17 protein-coding genes and 1 pseudogene are annotated in these 17,773 nt (G+C 47.7%); 16 read left to right on the top strand and 2 right to left on the bottom strand.

Going from position 1 to position 17,773, the window contains the following annotated elements:
* Positions 1-87 precede the first annotated feature (87 nt).
* The 12 genes and pseudogenes from IEY53_RS18255 to IEY53_RS18205 all read left to right on the top strand — a co-directional run bounded on the left by IEY53_RS18255 (position 88) and on the right by IEY53_RS18205 (position 11,209).
* Positions 88-570 carry a DUF2975 domain-containing protein gene (locus tag IEY53_RS18255; protein ID WP_189027458.1) on the top strand — a complete coding sequence of 161 codons (483 nt, stop codon included), beginning with the start codon at positions 88-90 and terminating at the stop codon, positions 568-570.
* Between the two features lie 10 nt (positions 571-580).
* Positions 581-808 carry a helix-turn-helix domain-containing protein gene (locus IEY53_RS18250; protein ID WP_189027456.1) on the top strand — a complete coding sequence of 76 codons (228 nt, stop codon included), beginning with the start codon at positions 581-583 and terminating at the stop codon, positions 806-808.
* A gap of 517 nt (positions 809-1,325) precedes the next feature.
* Positions 1,326-1,871 (top strand): GNAT family N-acetyltransferase, encoded by a 546-nt coding sequence (locus IEY53_RS18245; protein ID WP_189027454.1) that lies wholly within the window; start codon positions 1,326-1,328, stop codon positions 1,869-1,871.
* Positions 1,872-1,894: 23 nt separating this feature from the next.
* The gene (locus IEY53_RS18240; RefSeq protein WP_189027453.1) at positions 1,895-2,995 is read left to right on the top strand and encodes a metallophosphoesterase; all 1,101 of its coding nucleotides are present in this window, start codon (positions 1,895-1,897) and stop codon (positions 2,993-2,995) included.
* A 39-nt stretch (positions 2,996-3,034) separates the two neighbouring features.
* Entirely contained in the window at positions 3,035-4,030 is a 996-nt protein-coding gene (locus IEY53_RS18235; RefSeq protein ID WP_189027451.1) for a formylglycine-generating enzyme family protein, read from the top strand.
* Positions 4,031-4,640: 610 nt separating this feature from the next.
* The gene (locus IEY53_RS18230; RefSeq protein ID WP_229696222.1) at positions 4,641-5,324 is read left to right on the top strand and encodes a response regulator transcription factor; all 684 of its coding nucleotides are present in this window, start codon (positions 4,641-4,643) and stop codon (positions 5,322-5,324) included.
* Positions 5,317-6,507: a sensor histidine kinase gene (locus IEY53_RS18225; RefSeq protein WP_189027449.1), complete on the top strand. Its 1,191-nt coding sequence runs from the start codon at positions 5,317-5,319 to the stop codon at positions 6,505-6,507. The genes IEY53_RS18230 and IEY53_RS18225 overlap by 8 nt, the downstream gene beginning before the upstream one ends.
* A gap of 67 nt (positions 6,508-6,574) precedes the next feature.
* The gene (locus IEY53_RS18220; protein ID WP_189027447.1) at positions 6,575-7,258 is read left to right on the top strand and encodes an ABC transporter ATP-binding protein; all 684 of its coding nucleotides are present in this window, start codon (positions 6,575-6,577) and stop codon (positions 7,256-7,258) included.
* Positions 7,255-9,930: an ABC transporter permease gene (locus tag IEY53_RS18215; RefSeq protein ID WP_189027445.1), complete on the top strand. Its 2,676-nt coding sequence runs from the start codon at positions 7,255-7,257 to the stop codon at positions 9,928-9,930. The genes IEY53_RS18220 and IEY53_RS18215 overlap by 4 nt, the downstream gene beginning before the upstream one ends.
* 361 nt (positions 9,931-10,291) lie before the next feature.
* On the top strand, positions 10,292-10,540 hold the full coding sequence (locus tag IEY53_RS36085; RefSeq protein WP_373293883.1) for a hypothetical protein: 249 nt from the start codon (positions 10,292-10,294) through the stop codon (positions 10,538-10,540).
* Positions 10,507-10,683, top strand: a pseudogene (locus tag IEY53_RS36080) (N-acetyltransferase); the annotation flags it as partial. The gene IEY53_RS36085 and the pseudogene IEY53_RS36080, both read left to right, overlap by 34 nt.
* 358 nt (positions 10,684-11,041) lie before the next feature.
* Positions 11,042-11,209, top strand: coding sequence for a hypothetical protein (locus IEY53_RS18205; protein WP_189027443.1), 168 nt, complete (start codon positions 11,042-11,044; stop codon positions 11,207-11,209).
* 185 nt (positions 11,210-11,394) lie between these two features.
* Here IEY53_RS18205 and IEY53_RS18200 read toward each other — a convergent pair whose 3' ends face one another.
* Together IEY53_RS18200 and IEY53_RS18195 are read right to left on the bottom strand one after the other, a co-directional pair.
* Entirely contained in the window at positions 11,395-12,165 is a 771-nt protein-coding gene (locus IEY53_RS18200) for a siderophore biosynthesis protein (RefSeq protein ID WP_189027441.1), read from the bottom strand.
* A gap of 47 nt (positions 12,166-12,212) precedes the next feature.
* The gene (locus tag IEY53_RS18195; RefSeq protein ID WP_189027439.1) at positions 12,213-14,120 is read right to left on the bottom strand and encodes a serine hydrolase domain-containing protein; all 1,908 of its coding nucleotides are present in this window, start codon (positions 14,118-14,120) and stop codon (positions 12,213-12,215) included.
* 164 nt (positions 14,121-14,284) lie between these two features.
* Here IEY53_RS18195 and IEY53_RS18190 point away from each other — a divergent pair, with 164 nt between their 5' ends.
* The 4 genes from IEY53_RS18190 to fliB all read left to right on the top strand — a co-directional run bounded on the left by IEY53_RS18190 (position 14,285) and on the right by fliB (position 17,751).
* Complete coding sequence (locus IEY53_RS18190; protein ID WP_189027437.1) at positions 14,285-15,001, top strand: response regulator transcription factor; 717 nt, start codon at positions 14,285-14,287, stop codon at positions 14,999-15,001.
* A complete protein-coding gene (locus tag IEY53_RS18185) occupies positions 14,998-16,074 on the top strand; it encodes a sensor histidine kinase (RefSeq protein WP_229696221.1) in 1,077 nt (358 codons plus the stop codon). Before IEY53_RS18190 ends, IEY53_RS18185 begins: the two co-directional genes overlap by 4 nt.
* 60 nt (positions 16,075-16,134) lie before the next feature.
* On the top strand, positions 16,135-16,344 hold the full coding sequence (locus tag IEY53_RS18180; protein ID WP_268240792.1) for a carboxymuconolactone decarboxylase family protein: 210 nt from the start codon (positions 16,135-16,137) through the stop codon (positions 16,342-16,344).
* Positions 16,345-16,533: 189 nt separating this feature from the next.
* The gene (fliB, locus tag IEY53_RS18175) at positions 16,534-17,751 is read left to right on the top strand and encodes a flagellin lysine-N-methylase (protein WP_189027433.1); all 1,218 of its coding nucleotides are present in this window, start codon (positions 16,534-16,536) and stop codon (positions 17,749-17,751) included.
* Positions 17,752-17,773 lie beyond the last annotated feature (22 nt).

The raw sequence follows: 17,773 nt of genomic DNA, 5'->3' as shown, positions 1-17,773 counted from the left end.
ATATCTATTTAGGATATTTTTTTATTGCAAAACGATAAATGATGTGGTAAATTCAAATTAAATTTAAGAATAAGCGGGGGGCTTTTTATGGAACGAGGAACAACACTTTTTTTGAAGGCAGCTGTTATTGTTATTGGAATCCCAGTTCTTGCTATGTGCATATTTTTGGTGCCTGAGATAGCGGAGTTTGCGGCAGAATTGTATCCGGATTATACGTATATGAAATATCTCGTTTTCATTGATTTGTATGCAACGGCGTTGCCTTTTTATTTTGCTCTCTATCAAGCGTTTAAACTTTTAGGCTATATTGACAAGAAAGAAGCTTTCTCGGAATTATCTGTACGTGCTTTAAAAAAAATAAAATATTGTGCAATCACATTCAGTAGCTTATATGTGGTAGGCATGCCGCTCTTCTATCTCATGGCGGAGGTAGACGATGCCCCAGGTATCATAGTAATCGGAATGGTTCTGATTTTTGCCTCCATGGTGGTTGCCGTTTTTGCTGCTGTTCTCCAAAAGCTTTTAAAAGAGGCTATTGATATAAAATCAGAAAATGATTTGACGGTCTGAGGTGAAAACAATGGCGATTATAATCAATATTGATGTGATGTTGGCTAAAAGAAAAATGAGCGTAACCGAACTTTCGGAGCGGGTTGGAATAACAATGGCTAACCTTTCTATACTGAAAAATGGAAAGGCAAAAGCGATTCGATTATCAACTTTAGAGGCGATTTGTAAGGCTTTAGAATGTCAGCCTGGAGATATCTTAGAATACAAAGGTGACGAAAACACCACCATTATCGATTAACGTATCTGCTTGCTGATAGAGGACCCATTCATTGAAGTAACGGTTAACGATAGTTCAATAACCGGGCATAAGGGGCTGTCCCATAAGTAGAATTTTCTACGAATGTGACAGTTCTTTTGTTTTTGAAAACCGTAAAACGACAGCAGAGCAGCGATTCTTCCGGAGAATCGCTGCTCTGCGTTTTTGGTCATTGGTGACTTGCTTTAGCAGATTGTGTGCAAGGGAAAGTTACCCGACTATCGAAGGTCACTTTTTCCATCCCTCGAAGCAGGAAACGCCGGAATCCTCGGTTGTCCACACCAAGTGCTCACGTCTATCCGGCTCAAAAAACTAGGGTGTCCCAAGCAGCCATTTCATGGCTTTTGGGACACCCCTATTTAGAGAAGATCCTAAAGAAAAGGAGAATGGGCTACTCCGGGTGCATCCAATTCATGCTACTTTTTTCAAAAGGATTTGGCCTGCGGGCAGGAAGGCGTGTACAATTAAAACAAAAGAAGCGGGAAAGGAGCCTTCACCATTGATTGGGAGTGAATTTACGTTTGCCAGCTTAACACCTGCAGATCTGCAGGAGGAGCTTCTGGATTCATTTATACGAACACAACATGTTCATAGGGTATGGCGTATGAACGAAGGACAAAAAACACTTGTCACAGCTTCTTTTACGGATGACTGGGATCAACAAACGAAACGGGATATCGTAGCCAGTGATTGGAGAATTTGCCTCGCGGGCGGAGGTATGGTACATTGTGCGCTGCATAACGGCCGAATCGTTGCATTTGCTACGCTGCTGCGGGAGTTGTTCGGGAGCAGGAAGCAGTATGCGGATCTGCTGCAGCTTCATGTCTCCAGTGAGGTGCGGCATAAGGGTCTTGGCAGAACGCTGTTCATGAAGTGTGCGGAGCAGGCCGGCATCTGGGGGGCCCGTAAGCTCTATATTTCTTCGCATTCCGCCGAAGAGACCTATTCATTTTACCGGGCGATGGGATGTGTCCCAGCCGAGGAACTTCATTTGCACCATGTTAGAATGGAGCCGTTCGATCTTCAACTGGAATATGATCTCTAGTACATAAAGGAGCTTTGTTAAACATGTTTGTTTTGGCAGGAATTGCTTTTTTGCTGGTATATGGTGTCCTTGTATTTTATATCGGGTGGAGCGGCTGGCGGTGGATGAAGCCGGTGGTGGCTGCCCGGTTCCGGTTGTTTTATGTGATTGCATTGATATTTTTGGCCTTGTCGTTTATTCTGGGCCGGCTCTTCTCCAGTATTTCTTTGCTGGGAATTATCGGCTCCTACTGGCTGGGTATCTTTTCGCTGCTGCTGTTGCTGCTGCCGCTCGTGCATTTGAGTATGTGGCTGCTGCGACTGACCCGCTTGCCGCGGCACGGTGTCCAAAAATGGGCGGGTTCGATCACACTGGTGGTGTTGCTGTCGCTGCTGGCGTATGGATCTTTTAATGCCTACAGTCCGGTGGTCCGTGAATATGATATTCAGATTGACAAGCCTGTGGAAGGCATGCCCGGGATGAAGATCGTGATGGCGGCAGATATGCATTTTGGCCTGCTGTCCGGGCCGGCTCATGCCAAGCGGATGGTGAAGGAGATCAATGCGCTGGAACCCGATCTCGTACTGTATCCCGGCGATCTTATCGATGACAATCTGGATGCCTATGTGAACAGCGGTATTGGTGAGATCATTAAGGATATTGAGGCTACCTACGGTGTGTACGCTTCGCTGGGCAACCATGATAAGCTGGAAGGCCCGACACAGAAGCTGATTGATGTGCTGGAACAGAGCAACATGAGTGTGTTGTATGACGAGGTAATCAAAGTAGAGGACAAGCTGACGCTGATTGGACGCAAAGACCGCACAGAGAAGGACCGTGCCGAGCTTGCTGACCTGATCAAGAAAGCCGATATGGAGATTCCCGTCATTCTGCTGGAACACCAGCCGTATGATCTTGATATTGCCGCGCAGAATAAGGTGGATCTGATGGTATCCGGGCACACTCACCGGGGGCAAATTGCTCCTGCGCACCTGATTACCGGGGCTATTTTCGAGAATGATTGGGGATATCTGCGCAAAGGCTCCATGCATTCGGTGGTCACCTCCGGCTACGGCTTCTGGGGTCCCCCGCTGCGGATCGGCAGCCGATCCGAAATTGTGTTGCTCAACGTTAAATTTAAGTAACCGGTGTAACAAAGGTATTCATGGAGAGGTGGATATGAGATGGAGAAGCTGCAGCAAGACGTGTGGAACAAATTGACCGATGCGGACAAGGAAGTGGTGCTGCGCCAGCTGCCGGACAAGCTGCCCCTGGGTTTTGAATATCTTGGACTGCAGAAGTTTGAACGTTACGGCCGTGGGCTAACAACGGGTGTCTTCGCGTATAAGGGAAGCGAATTTGTTGTGGTGCCGGGGAAGCGGGTGACGCTTGGCTGGGAGCAATGGCAGGACGGAATGGATGAATGGACTGCTGCTGATCTGCTGGAATCCGTAAGTGAGTATCAAATAGAGGATGTGGACGGCTTCCTCCTTGAACAAATGTCCCCGGTCCGTGAAGCGGTTATTCCTCCGCTGCTGGTAGAGCGGCATATCCGCCAAATCGGCTGGATTGAGCTGCCGCTGGATGATCCAGCTCTCCTGGACGAGGAGCATTATAAGGAGGAGCTGGAGAAATTCAGAGGGTCCTCCATTACGGAGTACACGCTGTATAATGGGTTTAAGCTTAAGCGGCAGGACGAGGGTATAAGAGCTTTTTTGTTCAACAGCGAATCAACCTATGAGAGCCTGCTCGAAGAGATGGCGGCGGAAGGCTTCAGTCTGCCATCCGAGGAGGAATGGGAATACCTCTACGGCGGGGGCTGCCGGACTTTGTTTCCGTGGGGCGACAGCTTCAATTATGAGCTGAATCTCAGGTATTTTGAGGAAGTTGAGATGGGGAAAACGGATGAACAAGAGCCTTATGATTTGGAGCAGCCGAATTTCTTTGGTCTTTGTTTCACAGGAGATCCTTATCAATATGAAGTAGCGGCCGGACCCTCCGATTATGTACTCAAAGGCGGCGACGGAGGTGGGATGTTATGCGGCGGAATGGGACCGCTTGTCGGCTATCTTCCGAATACCGCAGTGTATTATCGTGACATTCACAGTAAGGAGCTGGCTTGGGAGGATATTGCCGAACATATGAATGTCAGACGGCTGATCCGTTTGTTGCCAGAATAGCAGTAAAGGTCAATAAAGAAGCCCGGTCCCCCAGCAAAATCCAATAATCAGGAGGATTTATAAGGCTGGGGGAATTAGCTGAAGACATTAGCAGGAGAGCAGGCCTTCAGCTGCGATACAATGAATTATGAAAGTTTAAATGCATACGGAAATCCGTTACAATGAAGACATCACCAAGGGAGCCCCAACACAAGATGCATGGGTTGCCAGGTGAAAAGAGTGAATTCCTAATCACCCATTCCAAGCAAGCAGCAGCTTGCCAAGAAGGAGAGTGATTCCAGTGAAAAAGGTTAGCGAAGCGTACCCATACGATGGCTCACTCCAGGAGAAACGTCCGTGACAACGTAACTCGTGAGGATCGTGTACGCGGGACATCACCCCATATGCAGGACATGGATGAATGCTCTGATGGAGCATAAGGGGAGTAACGGAAAAGAATTGAATAACAAGACCCATGTCAAGGATATGGATTGTTGCTGGAGGAAATGATTAACTTGAATAGCGAAATCATCACATGAATCCCTACTGCCTTCATTATAAGGTGAGTGGGGATTTGTGTTTGTTATGGGGATATTTTACTTAGAAAAGTAAAAGTATGTATACTGTAAGTATGAGAATACCATACATACTTATTGTTGAAGATGATGAGACCATTGCTTTTGGCGTACAAGTGTTTTTACAAAAAAATAATTTTTACGTACAACACGCGGATACCGTACAAGCTGCGAAAACCATGCTTGAGGCCTTTCATTATGATCTGCTGCTGCTGGACTGCAATCTTCCGGATGGCAACGGCTTTGAGTTCTGTTCTTATGTCAAGAAGAGGTCTGATATTCCGGTTATTTTTCTGACTGTCCGGGATGATGAGCGTGATATCGTACAGGGCCTGGACCGGGGTGCTGATGATTATATCGTGAAACCCTTTCCGCTCCGGGTGTTGCTCTCCCGCATCCATGCCGTTCTCCGCCGGGCCGGGGCTGCATCTTCTACGGCAGACATATTGTCGTGCGGAGCCCTGCAGCTTGACCAGGCCAGAACACAGGTATTCTGTGGTAGGCAAGAAGTACCGGTTACGGCAGGCGAATACCGTCTGTTATTAATCCTGCTGCAGAATAAAGGTCTGACATTGACCCGCAGTATGCTGCTGGAGAAGTTATGGGATCTGGATGGAGCGTTTGTCAATGATAACACGCTGACCGTGATGATGAAGAGGCTGCGGGAAAAGCTTGGGGCTTCATCCTCTATTAAGACAATCCGGGGCATCGGTTACCGGCTGGAACCAGCTGATGAATAGACGAAGAAATATCAAGCTGTTATTACTAGCTTTTGTCGTCGCCGTAATTGCAGGACTATGTATGGGCATTGCTATGTCCTGGATAGCCTCAAAGGTGAGCTACACCCAGATCGCTCAATTCACAGGCAGCCTGTACAGCCGTCATCCAGAACTGGAACAGGTCCTGCTTCAGGGGATACATGACCACAGTACTGCTGATGTGTCTGCAGGTTCTGAACTTTTACATAGGTATAGGTATACAGAGCATCTACTTGATGATAGGAACCGTCAGTTGATTATTACTGGAAGTCTGGGAATATGGATGGTTGTATTTTTAGGGATTGCCGTAATAATGTACCGATTAGGTAAGCAAAGAGAGGCGAGAGTAGCTGGACTGACCTCCTATCTCTATTCCATTAATCAGGGCATGGACCGTGTTCTTCCGAGGACTGGAGAAGATGAGTATTCTTTTCTTGAGGATGAATTATATAAGACTGTTGTTGAACTACGGCAAACCCGGGAGCTAGCCTTACAAGGGCGGCAAATCCTTGCGGATAATTTGGCCGATATTGCCCACCAGATCAAGACCCCTCTAACTTCAGTATCTCTGATGACCGAACTATTGGCAGATAACATTCGGAACAGCGAAGACGGACTTTATGTGGAGAACATCCACAATCAACTGGGTCGTCTGGAACGGCTGGTGTCTTCTCTGCTTACGTTGTCGAGACTGGATGCGGGAACATTGGAGGTTCAGCGGTATCCGGTGGATGTGTATGCAATGTTGACTAGTGCCGCAGAACCGCTGGTAGAGGTCATGGAGCGCAGAAAACAAACCTTGATTCTGCAATCGACTCCTGCTGCAAGTTATCTCGGTGATTTTCATTGGAGTACGGAAGCAATGCTGAATTTGCTGAAGAACTGTTCGGAGCACACACCCGCTGGCGGAATCGTTACCCTATCCTATGAGCAAACCGCGTTATATACCAAAATCGTGGTGGAGGATACGGGAACAGGTTTTGCTCCAGAGGATATTCCGCATTTATTTGAACGTTTCTATAGAGGAAAGAATGCCCGTAAAGACAGCGTTGGCATCGGGCTCGCTCTGGCCAAATCTCTAATCGAGAAACAGAATGGCCGTATCCGGGCAGAAGAACGGGCTGAGGGCGGGGCTCGTTTTGTCGTGAAATGGTATGAACATTAAGTATGGCCATGTCACCAGAATGTCATTTAGGATTGGTAGAGTAGGCAATGAAGGAGGTTCAATCAAAGTGGAAATATTACATTGTGAGAACTTAACGAAAGCCTATGGTTCCGGGCAAACCATTGTTAAAGCCCTTGACGAAGTTACCCTTACAGTTAAGAAAGGAGAGTTTGTAGCGATTGTTGGTGCTTCGGGTTCGGGCAAATCCACCCTGCTGCATCTGCTGGGAGGTGTCGACCGGCCCACCAGCGGTACGATTCGGATTGAAGACCGCGACATATCACAGCTTAACGAAACGGAACTGGCGCTCTTTAGAAGAAGAAAAGTCGGGTTAATCTATCAGTTTTATAATCTAATTCCCACCTTAAATGTAAGGAAAAATATTGTGCTGCCCTTGTTGCTGGACGGCAAACAACCCGACGAGCAACGGTTCACCGAGATTGTTCACGCAATGGGGCTGGAGACACGGCTGGGACATATGCCTTTCCAGCTTTCCGGCGGACAGCAGCAACGGGTGGCCATTGCACGTTCTTTGATCTACCGGCCGGCACTGCTGCTTGCGGATGAACCCACCGGGAACCTTGACAGGAAGAATACCGATGAAACGGTGGAGTTGCTTAAACTCACACATAAGAAATTCAATCAAACTGTTCTGCTCATTACCCATAATGAGAAAATCGCTCTGGAAGCGGAGCGCATTCTCACGATTGAAGATGGCCGCTTGATTTCAGACAAGGCGGTCAGACAATGAAGATTATCCGCGAATATGTCCATGCCCATCTTAAAGCGAACAAACGGAGCAGTTTTTTTATCTTCACAGCTATTATGATCGCAGCAGCCTTGCTGTGTGCCGTGGGTGTATTAACCTACTCCCAGTGGCTAAATGAAAGGGAGTTGACTGTAAAGGACAGAGGGGATTGGCATGCCCGCTTTGGAGAGCCAGTTACAGCAGAACGTCTAAAATATATTCAGTTCCACCCGCAGGTGGAAGAAATCTATCTGGAATCCCAAAGTCAATCGCTACAGCTACCGGGAACAAAACGCCCTTATCTGAATTTGGTGCAGCTGAACGCCGGTACATGGGAAAATACCCCCTATCAAAGAACACTTCTGGAAGGCAGATTGCCTGAACGGGACGGAGAAATCGTTGTTTCCAAGCAGTTCTTCATGGAGAATCCTCAATATACAATCGGGGACAGCGTTATCCTCCTCAAAGGGCAGCGTGTATTAAACGGCGTACAGATTACTGAGGAAGCTCCCAGATTGAAGGGAGAGAGCTTTCAGGCAGCAGGAGAACAAGCCTTCACAATCACCGGTTCAATCAATGTGACATCTGTATCCGTGTATCCCTGTTATTACGCCTATGGTTTTATTGAGAGTTCTGCGGCTTTGCCGGAAGAGCGGTTTACAGTATCTGTGCGTCTCAGAGATATCTCCGAGACTTACGAAGTGGCTGCGGAACTTGCTGAGCAAGGCGGTTTGAAGCCTAAGGCTTCGGGTGAAATGGAAATCGAATATAATACCGGCCTTCTGGATTTATATGGAGTCAAGGCGCCCCATGGCGAGCGGATATTCCTCCAATTATCAGGCTACGCGCTGGCCTCCGTACTAACCACGGGTCTGGTCATGCTCCTCTTTATTATTCTCATCTATAATGCATTTACGGTTACCGCAGCAGGACAGATTAAACAACTGGGGATTCTAAAAAGCATAGGAGCCACCCCTGGCCAAATTCGCCGCGTGGTTTTTTATGAAGCTATGGCACTGGCCTGTGTTGCGGTTCCGATAGGGCTTCTTCTGGGTTATGGGGGGATGGCTATCCTGATCCAAGGAGCATCCGCATTATTGGAGGAAAGCTCAAATTCACGGCTCCACGCCCCGTTCTCCTGGCCTATACTAATTATAGCTGGGGTTGCGAGCTTTGCTACCGTAGGGTTGTCGGCTTGGGTTCCGGCGAGAAAGCTGGCCAAGCTGATGCCGATTGAAGCTATCCGAAATCCCAGAGGGTGGGTGCAGACCGGGAAGGTGAAGGGGTTCCACTGGGCTCATAGATTCTTCGGTATTGAGGGTGAACTTGCATACAACTCTTTTGCAGCCAACCGAAAAGCCTATCGAACAACACTGATCTCACTAACCTTGTTTATTACGCTTATCATTGGTTTTAGAAGCTTCGCAGTGATCTGGATGACGGACCAGACACTGGTGCTCGCCGAAAAAGAATATACACTTGATATATCAATAGCTACCATTGAAGAACCTGATCCAGCTATGTTGAGTCAATTGTCTGCTCTGCAGGGGATAAAGAAACAGGTCGTATATCGAGGTGCAGAGCATACCCTAAGCTGGGAAAAACAGAAGATCAGCCGGGAATTTGCTGCTGCCGGAGGGTTTAAGGACAGCTATTTTTCAGATTCACCAGATAGCAGGATGCCTACCAATCTGGGACAACAAGAGGGGAAACCACAAATTTTCCTGGAACTAAAAGGACTGGACAAGGCTTCCTTCGCCGATTATTGCCGTCAGATTGGTGTGGATGCAGAACAATTTATGGGTGCTGCCGAGCCCAAAGGAATTATCGTTAACCGCACCGGAGGCAATATCTCCTCCTTTATTCATGAATACAACCTCCCTGAAACGGAATATCTGGCTATTGCAGTTGGCGAAAGGCTCTCTTTTGATGAACGGTCTCTCGTACAGCAGCAGTCAGAGGGGAAATATACGCTTACGGTTGGTGCATTGACTGAACAGTATCCCGAGTTGGATGAATATCACTATCCATTTGATCTTGTGGTGGTTCTTCCGATGGAGGCCTACGAGAGTATTGTGCAAGATTTGGACGCAGAAAGAGCACTGGATTATCAGACGCTTTCGTATAAAATGGGTATCGATAGGGAACAACTGGCGGCAGCCAGGCAGCAGGCTGAGGCGATTCTCACGCAGTATTTGCCAGATGAAGATTGGAGCATGCTCTCCTTGCTGGACAAAGAAGAAAGCAACAGCCGGACAATCCATTCCATCGAACTGCTTGTAAATAGCTTTGCCATTCTGCTGGCCTGCATAGGAATTGCCGGAGCGTTCTCTACAGTGGCGGCAAACCTCTCGGCCCGAAGACGTGAGTTCGCGATACTTCGCAGCACGGGAATGTCTCCCCGGGGAGTGAAGCGTATGCTGTGTCTGGAGAGTTTGTTTTTCGGGTTGTTGCCTGGTATCTTGGCTCTGCCGCTCTTAATTGTTGTCTGCACCTTTATGCTGCATAATACAAGAATTGCAACCTGGGCAGATTTTATGAAAAATGTCCCTTGGAGCTATTTATTCCTGTGCTATTTGCTTGTGTTGTCCAGTGTAGGGCTGGCCTACCGGATTTCCGGTTTAAGAATCACCAGAGAGAATATTGTTGAAGCAATCCAGGACGAGGCATTGTAGGGCGAGAAGGGGTGCACTAAGAGCCACGGCAGACGCGGCACCCTCTCCGAAATTTATACGGTGATTTCTTTAACTGCCAAAGGGAATAATACCCACTAATTGTACGATATGGGCTGTGGCGGGATGGCTATCGGGAAAATCACCCGCTAATTTCACAAAAAGGTGCGATTTCGGTGAGTTGAATGACATTAGCGGGTGTGATTCCCTATAATGTGGATGAAAAGAGCTAATCTGAGGATTTAGTGGGTGGATTTCCCTATAACCGCGAACAACCATATAAATAAAGAAATCTGCAGCCGGGCAGCGGCTGGAAATCCAAACATTTGCCGAAGTCACGCAGAAATTTAAGAGGGAGCACGATATGATCCGACAAATGACACACTCCAATAGGAATGATTTTATCAAGTCAAACGAAGGTTTCATGGTATCAGGGCGGATTATTCCGAAGTATGAAAACGGCAATTGGACGTATACCGAGGAGCTATTTGCTGAATCTTATTTCAAGCAATATGAACATGATGAAATGAACATAAGTTATCTTGAAGAAACGGAACAGCATTATTGGAACAAGCCGCTCAGTGGGCCAAGCAGAACAACCTTGCGGGGTTAATGCTTGAAACCCAAGATGTGAATGTTTCAGCTTGCCGTTTTTATGCTAAAAACGGATTTGTTATTGGTGGAGTGGATAACATGCTGTATTCCAATCTTCCGACTGCCAGTGAACAAGCGGTTTTTTGTTATTACAGGTTTTAGGAACGAACTCCATTTGTTATAGCAGTGTAAACGGATACACAGGGAAATGTAAACAAATGGGCGGAATCGTAAGGGAGAAGAACGCAGTTCAGGCAAACCGCGGGAGAAGGAGGATAACGCCAAAATACCGCAGATTTTGAAAGTTTAAAATAGGTATAATATAGGTTAAGATGTAGACATCACCAAGGAAGCGATAACCACAAGAGCAGTACAGCTTTACAGGATGCTTCCGCAGGTGATTGCTCAACCCTTAAATTAAGAAATTAGTTTAAGAGAGGAGAGAGCCCCGATGATCTAGCGTTAGCGAAACATACCGGAAACGGATGCAGCAGGAGGAAGGCGAGGTGACAACGTCTTTTTGGCAGACCGTGGGTATGTGGGATCTGAACGAAACGAATCGGAACCGAAACTTAAGGAAAAGTTCATTCAAGGCAAGAACAAGCTTGCTAAGAAGGAGTCGATTCCAGTGGAAAAGGTTAGCGAAGCGTACGGATACGATGGCTCACGCCAGGAGAAACGTCCGTGACAACGTAACTCGTGAGGATCGTGTACGCGGGAAATCACCCGAGAAAATGAATGACAATACCCATGTTTGCGAAGGATATGGATTGTTGCTGGAGGAAAAGATTGAATTGAATAGTCTATTGAAACCATAAATCCCCGGTGCCTTATACGTAAGGTAGCGGGGATTTGTGTGTTTCCAGCAGATACTTAAGAATATTCAAAGCAAATTACGGCTTTACGAAGCTGGTGATCGTAGAAAAGATACACTTTATCTGCTCCGTAGGCTTGAAAGTAATAACCCGTTAAAGCACCGATATAGCGGAAGACCTCTCCGTTTTCCCTTTTGGGTACATGAATCAGATTGGTCATCTCAAAAGCAAGGAGTTCTTCCGCAGATTCCCCATATTCCTCGATATATTCTTGGGCTTCGTCGGACATGAACGCAATATCATCCAGCATTCCATTCATTTCCGGGTAGCTCAGACCCCAGCCTTGGGCTTGTTTGTTCTCGAATTCCTGCTGCAGCGCTTCAACCGAAACCAGATCTTTGCGGAAACTGGAATAAGGATAGATTTTATTGTTTTGCTGAAAAAAAGTTTTGCGGATCTGATAGTCCTTGTCGTTACAGGCATACGCTTCTTTCATCGCACTCTGATCCTCAGGGTCCTCCTGGATCTCCTGATGCCGGATAAAATAATTCCAATCCGCCTCGAATCTGTATTTCCCGTCAATTACATCAAATCCGAGCATATCTTCTTGGGTATAGAGGTTATGAAACTCGCGAGTGTTGTCTCCTACAGAACCATCATAGATTTCTTTTACGGAGACAAAATGCACCCATTCATCCAGATCAGGGTCCATACATTGCAGATTAATGGAGCAGATCGGCAAAAAATGCTGGCGGTGATTCTCAATATCGTCATAAAACACTTCTTCATACGCTGGAAAAGGCCTGAAAAATGCTTGAGGGATATTCATTAGGGATGGAACCTCCAGGATCAATTATGGAATCGAATATCATTGTATCACGAATAATGAAGCGAAAGCATATTCCAATAGAGTAAAAAGAAGGTGTACCCCAGGCTCAAAGCGATGCCAAGATAACGGCCCAATACTGCCAGTTGCTTCTTCTCCCCGTTCATCCGGCCGGAGCGGAAGGTGTGGATGCACAGGCCAATAGCGATGGCGGTTGCGAGAAAAGGAAGCGATGAGAATCCCCACGCATACCATACCGGGTAACCCAGCATAAAGGCCTCCGAGTTCCCGTACAGTAATTGTCCGGCCAGGAAAACGGAATAGATAGCGGCGATCAGGAAGGTCGGCCCGGACATTCTCCGCCGTTTCCGTAAAATAAGCGGTAAGACGTAAATGAAAATCCCGATGATAAACAGACAAAACCACAGGATGCCAACTCCTGCGTATACAGCTAATTGGGTAGACGGCTGCTGCAGGAAAGGTGCCTTTTCTTCGATGGTGACCCCATGGGTAAAGGTCATTTTCCATGTGCCGTTGTCCTGGTGAAACCAGATATATTCTTCAAGCTTCTCATCTTTGAACAATCCGTTGTTCAGGGGTACATAACTTTTGGTCTGCTCCGTGCCTACCCCATCCGGGAAGACCCCCCGGACGGACAATTTGTCCCCGGCGGTTCGGACTTCAAAATCTCTTCCGCCCAGAAATTTGTACCACTTTCCCCATCCATGCTGCGGTCCAAGGGCCAATGTATAATCACGAGCATATTGCTCAAGATCGGTAGGGGATACAGCAATTGGAGCTGCAGGTGACTGTGTAACGGGCAGCAGATCAACAATCGCAGTCGTTACCTGTTCAGGAAGCGGAGTGCCCGGAGCGTTGGCATTGCTGATTACGAAGATGCCCAGCTTCTGCTCGGGAATCAGCGTCATTCTGGACGTGAAGCCGTCGATATCCCCGGTGTGCCAGAAGGCCAGCATGCCGTTGTTCGCCAGACGATCTCTGTACAGACCATAGCCCACACCTTCAACATCAGGATGCTCAGAGAACTGCCTCGCCTGCATTTGAGAAACCGAGTCACTGTTCAGGATACGCCGTCCTTCATAGGTTCCGTCATTCAGCAACGTTATCATTAAATGGGCCCATTCATTCGGAATCGCACTAAGCGCACCGGCTCCCGGCAGATGAATATAGGTAAAAGGGATTTGGCGCGGGGCCCCGTCCTGATACGCATAAGACTGTGCGAGATTCGGTCCGTCTGTGTCCAGCTGGAATGAGGTATGTGTCATATCAAGCGGCTCAAAAAGCTGCTTCGACATATACTCCTCAAGCGAACTGCCGGAGACCTGTTCAATGAGATAACCGGCCAGTCCAGGCCCGGCATTATTGTAGGCGAACTCTTTGCCCGGTTCACGGACTGGAGGCTGCTGGTCGAAATATTGCGGCAAAAAGCTCCCGGCAGGCCATGCAGCTTTTTGGGAATGGGAAACAATCTTATAGATCGGATCATCCAGGCCCGCAGTATGGGTCAGCAAATGATGCAGGGTTATCGGCTGATTCGAATAAGACGGGACCTCAAACGTGTCGAGATAAGTATTAACATCCTGATCCAGCTTAAGCTGGCCTTGCTCTACCAGCTGCATGACAGCAACGGCCGTCATAGTTTTGGTCAATGAGCCTATGCGCATTACTGTGCGTGCGGGGTCGACGGGATACTGCTGCTCCACATCGGCGAATCCATAACCTTTGCTGTAAATGATTTTGTCCCCGAGCGTGACTACGACAGCGGTGCCGGGAATATGCCCGGCTTCCATCACCTGCTGTACGACAGGATCGACGGTTTTCTCCAATATAGCAGGGGTGATGGAAGCCTCTGCGGCGGCTGCGGGTGAAGCCGGGATCATTCCCATGCTGCTTACTCCGAGAATCATCAGCCCTATCATTATTTTCCTTATCTTCATTACATGCCCTCCCAAGCTGACTATTTGTGCCTTCTATCCTTAGCTTAACGGGAGTTTCTTTCTACACTATTTCATCAATCTTAAATCGATCTTAAATCACTCGAAACCCGGATGAGCCATGGTAGAATATAGAACATACAGTCATACTTAGGAGGATTTTGCCCTTGCAAAAAACGGTGCTGCTCGTTGATGATGACCGGGATATCGTGGAATTATTGAAGCTTTTTCTGGAAAAGGAAGGATTGCGCATTATGGAGGCCTTCAATGGGGCAGAGGCGTGGGAATGTATCCGCCGGGGCAACATTGACCTGGCGGTTCTTGATATTATGATGCCGGGACTGGACGGTGTCCAGCTGCTTCAGCTGCTCCGTGCGGAGCACAAGCTGCCGGTCATCCTGCTTTCGGCCAAAAACCAGGACAGTGACAAGATTCTCGGACTGTATCTGGGGGCCGACGATTATATCGCCAAACCGTTTAATCCGCTGGAGGTGGTCGCCCGGATCCAGGCGATTCTGCGGCGAACCTATGAATATGGGGAACCGGCTTCTCCTGCCCCGCGCCGCGAAGAACAGACGGTCATCGGTGAACTGATTCTGGACCACCGGGACTGCGTGCTGTACAAGGGGGGAGTGGAGATCGGGCTGACCGCAATCGAATACAAGGTGTTGTCTGCCTTAATGGGGGCACCCGGACGGATATTTACCAAAAAGCAGCTGTTCGAGCAGGCTTGGTCTGATCATTATTATGAGGATGCCAATACCATTATGGTGCATATCTCCCGCCTGCGGGACAAAATTGAAGATTCGCCGAAGCAGCCCGTCTATATCCGGACGATCCGCGGGCTCGGCTACAAGTTTGCGAAAAAGGAGGATTTAAGGTGAGGCCTGCGCCGAAACAGGATAAGCTGTTCTTCAAGCTTATTAAATCCTATGTTTTTTTTGCGTTCACTCTGGGAGTCATTAATCTGGCCTTACTGCTGCTTGTGCTGGATACGGAAAATGAGATTATCGAGATCACATTGCCATGGCTGCTCCTCCTTGGGTTGTTGTTCAGTATGAACGTCTACATCTACAGCCGCTGGACAGCTAAGCGGATCACGCGGCCGCTGGAAAGTATCGCTGCGGCCATCCGCAGAATGGAGAAGGGACACTATACCGAGCGCCTGGATATTACAGCCGGCTACGAGTTCTCAGTGATCCAGCAGCGTTTCAACGATATGGCGGAGAGGCTGGAGCGGACCGAGGAGGAGAACCATAGACTACAGGCCAGCAAGCAGCGAATGCTGGCCGATCTGTCCCATGATCTGAAGACGCCGATCACAACCATTCAAGGGTATGCCAAGGCGCTGCAGCTGGGGATGGTCGATAACGAAGCGCAGAAGGAGCGGATATTGCAGCTGATCTATACCAAATCGACACTGGTTACGACGCTTGTTGATGACATCTTCAACCTCTCCAAGCTGGACCGTCCGGATTATCCGCTTGTGGCCATGCAGGGCGATCTCGCCGAGCTGCTGCGGGAGATTGCCGCTGATTATTACGATCAATTCGAGGACAAGCAGTTTACACTCCTGCTCGATATTCCCCATGGCGAGGTGCTGATGGACTATGATTCCAATCTGATGCGCAGGGCGATCTCCAATCTGCTGTCCAATGCCTTGCTGCATAATCCGCCGGGCACGGAGGTGTCCATTAGGCTGAGCGATGCAGATGATACGGTCCGGCTGTTCGTCATCGACAACGGGGTCGGGATCTCTGACCAGCTCAAACGAGTGATTTTTGATCCGTTCGTGCGTGGTGATGCCGCCCGGCAAGGGGACGGAGGAACCGGGCTTGGCCTGGCCATCGCCAGACAGACACTGGAACTGCACGGGGGTGAGCTGAATCTTCACAATCAACACGGCAAGACTGAGTTTGAGCTGGTACTGTACAAGAAAAGGAAATCGACACAATGAACAACAATATCAGCGGCGCTTATATGGAGATAGTTCAAGAAGCACTCGTAGGCCAGCGTACTGGATGCCAAAACCGATGAACTAGCCTATATTTTTGTGCTCTCCGCAGTAAGGATGAACAGCGGAATTCCTTTTCACGTTAAATCCGCGAGAAGTCATGGGGCCACCCGCGAAGAGGTGAAGAGTGCTGTCCTGGTTGGGCTTCGGGAGGAGGGACTGGCAGTTACCGAAGCGTTCGCTATTGCCATGCGCAGCTATGATGATAAATAAAGTCGTAACACCAAAAGAAGGTTCATCATGTAGCCTGAACCTTCTTTTTATCAGATTAAACGAATCCCCTTTGGGAGGACGTTCCCCGCAGAGTGACGAATCTGTGTAAACTAAAGAATTACCTCTACAGTCCGATATATAGTAAGTGATTGACTTACAAATACCAGGAACTTAGGGGGTAATTTTATTATGCAGGTTATGCAAAAGGAGTATATAATTCCTGGATACATTCGTGAATTTCAATGTACGGGGGCTGCATGTGAAGACAGCTGCTGCTCTTTTTGGGAAATAACAATAGATAAATCAACTTACGAGAAGTACAAGCGGATTCCAGACAAGTCCATCAGAGAAGATATAAACAGCAATCTTGTCCGTAATCCAAAAAACAACGGAGCGCATGCTTCTTTTAAAATGAACCAGAAAACCGGAAACTGCCCCATGCTCTGTGGCGGGCTATGCTCAATTCAGGCGAAGCTGGGGGAAGACTATTTATCGCAGACTTGCTCAACCTACCCAAGAGTGCTGAATAAACGGGATGAATCTATTGAAGTGTCCGCTCTCCTGTCCTGCCCAGAAATAGCCCGCCTTGTGCTGCTTTCAAAGGACTCCATGCACTTTTCGTACGCAGCTGAATTACCCACCCCCAACCTCATGGTCAAAAACCAGGGGAACCTATCTAAAACGAAAATCGAATGTTCCTTCGCCATTAGGGACCTTGCTGTGGAGATTTTAAGAGACCGCCAGTTTTCACTCCAACACAGGTTGATTATACTAGGAGTACTATTAGACAATGCAGCCAACCCATTTGTAGTGGGGGAGCATGCAGATACCTTAGCTTTCTTGGATGAGTTCAGAGGTGAACTGAAGACAAATCAAGAATTAAGAAATTACGACGTATTCGCCTCCGATGATCAGTTCCAGTTTCAGTTCTTAAATAACACCTTGATGCATCACCTTAACGAGTTCTTGTGGAATGCTCGTTACAACGAATGTATGAATGAGTACCTCAAAGGCATACAGTCTAATGGAAGTAGCTTATCTGAATCATTGAGTACTTATCGTAAGGCACGCAAAGAAATATATGATCCTTATTTTAAACATAATGAGCACATCATGGAGAATTACTTGATTAACCATGTGTACCAAACCTTTGTTGCAGATGCCTTAGTTGATTCAAACCTATTTAACTTCTTCCTAAAACTTGTAGCTGATTATTCATTCATCCGCCAACACTTAATTGGCATGGCAGCTTATAGACAAGAACTAACCGACGACATGGTAGTTAAGCTGATTCAGTCCTATACAAAAAACTACAAATTTTCAAACAAATTTTTAGATGCGGTTCTTAAGGACATGGCCGCACAAAACATCTCCTATTTAGGAGGCATGTCACTGCTTATTAAATAAGCTGAATATAAATTTAAGGCGC

This window comes from Paenibacillus albidus (assembly GCF_014644435.1).
GTDB classification, from domain to species: domain Bacteria; phylum Bacillota; class Bacilli; order Paenibacillales; family Paenibacillaceae; genus Paenibacillus_AQ; species Paenibacillus_AQ albidus.
The sequence above is the reverse complement of the archived record's forward strand: the minus strand, read 5'-3'. Positions and strand labels throughout refer to the sequence as shown.

Coding starts and splice junctions, on each gene's coding strand:
- IEY53_RS18255 (WP_189027458.1), top strand. CDS start 88: ATGGAACGAGGAACAACACTTTTTTTGAAGGCAGCTGTTATTGTTATT.
- IEY53_RS18250 (WP_189027456.1), top strand. CDS start 581: ATGGCGATTATAATCAATATTGATGTGATGTTGGCTAAAAGAAAAATG.
- IEY53_RS18240 (WP_189027453.1), top strand. CDS start 1,895: ATGTTTGTTTTGGCAGGAATTGCTTTTTTGCTGGTATATGGTGTCCTT.
- IEY53_RS18235 (WP_189027451.1), top strand. CDS start 3,035: ATGGAGAAGCTGCAGCAAGACGTGTGGAACAAATTGACCGATGCGGAC.
- IEY53_RS18230 (WP_229696222.1), top strand. CDS start 4,641: ATGAGAATACCATACATACTTATTGTTGAAGATGATGAGACCATTGCT.
- IEY53_RS18225 (WP_189027449.1), top strand. CDS start 5,317: ATGAATAGACGAAGAAATATCAAGCTGTTATTACTAGCTTTTGTCGTC.
- IEY53_RS18215 (WP_189027445.1), top strand. CDS start 7,255: ATGAAGATTATCCGCGAATATGTCCATGCCCATCTTAAAGCGAACAAA.
- IEY53_RS36085 (WP_373293883.1), top strand. CDS start 10,292: ATGATCCGACAAATGACACACTCCAATAGGAATGATTTTATCAAGTCA.
- IEY53_RS18200 (WP_189027441.1), bottom strand. CDS start 12,165: ATGAATATCCCTCAAGCATTTTTCAGGCCTTTTCCAGCGTATGAAGAA.
- IEY53_RS18195 (WP_189027439.1), bottom strand. CDS start 14,120: ATGAAGATAAGGAAAATAATGATAGGGCTGATGATTCTCGGAGTAAGC.
- fliB (WP_189027433.1), top strand. CDS start 16,534: ATGCAGGTTATGCAAAAGGAGTATATAATTCCTGGATACATTCGTGAA.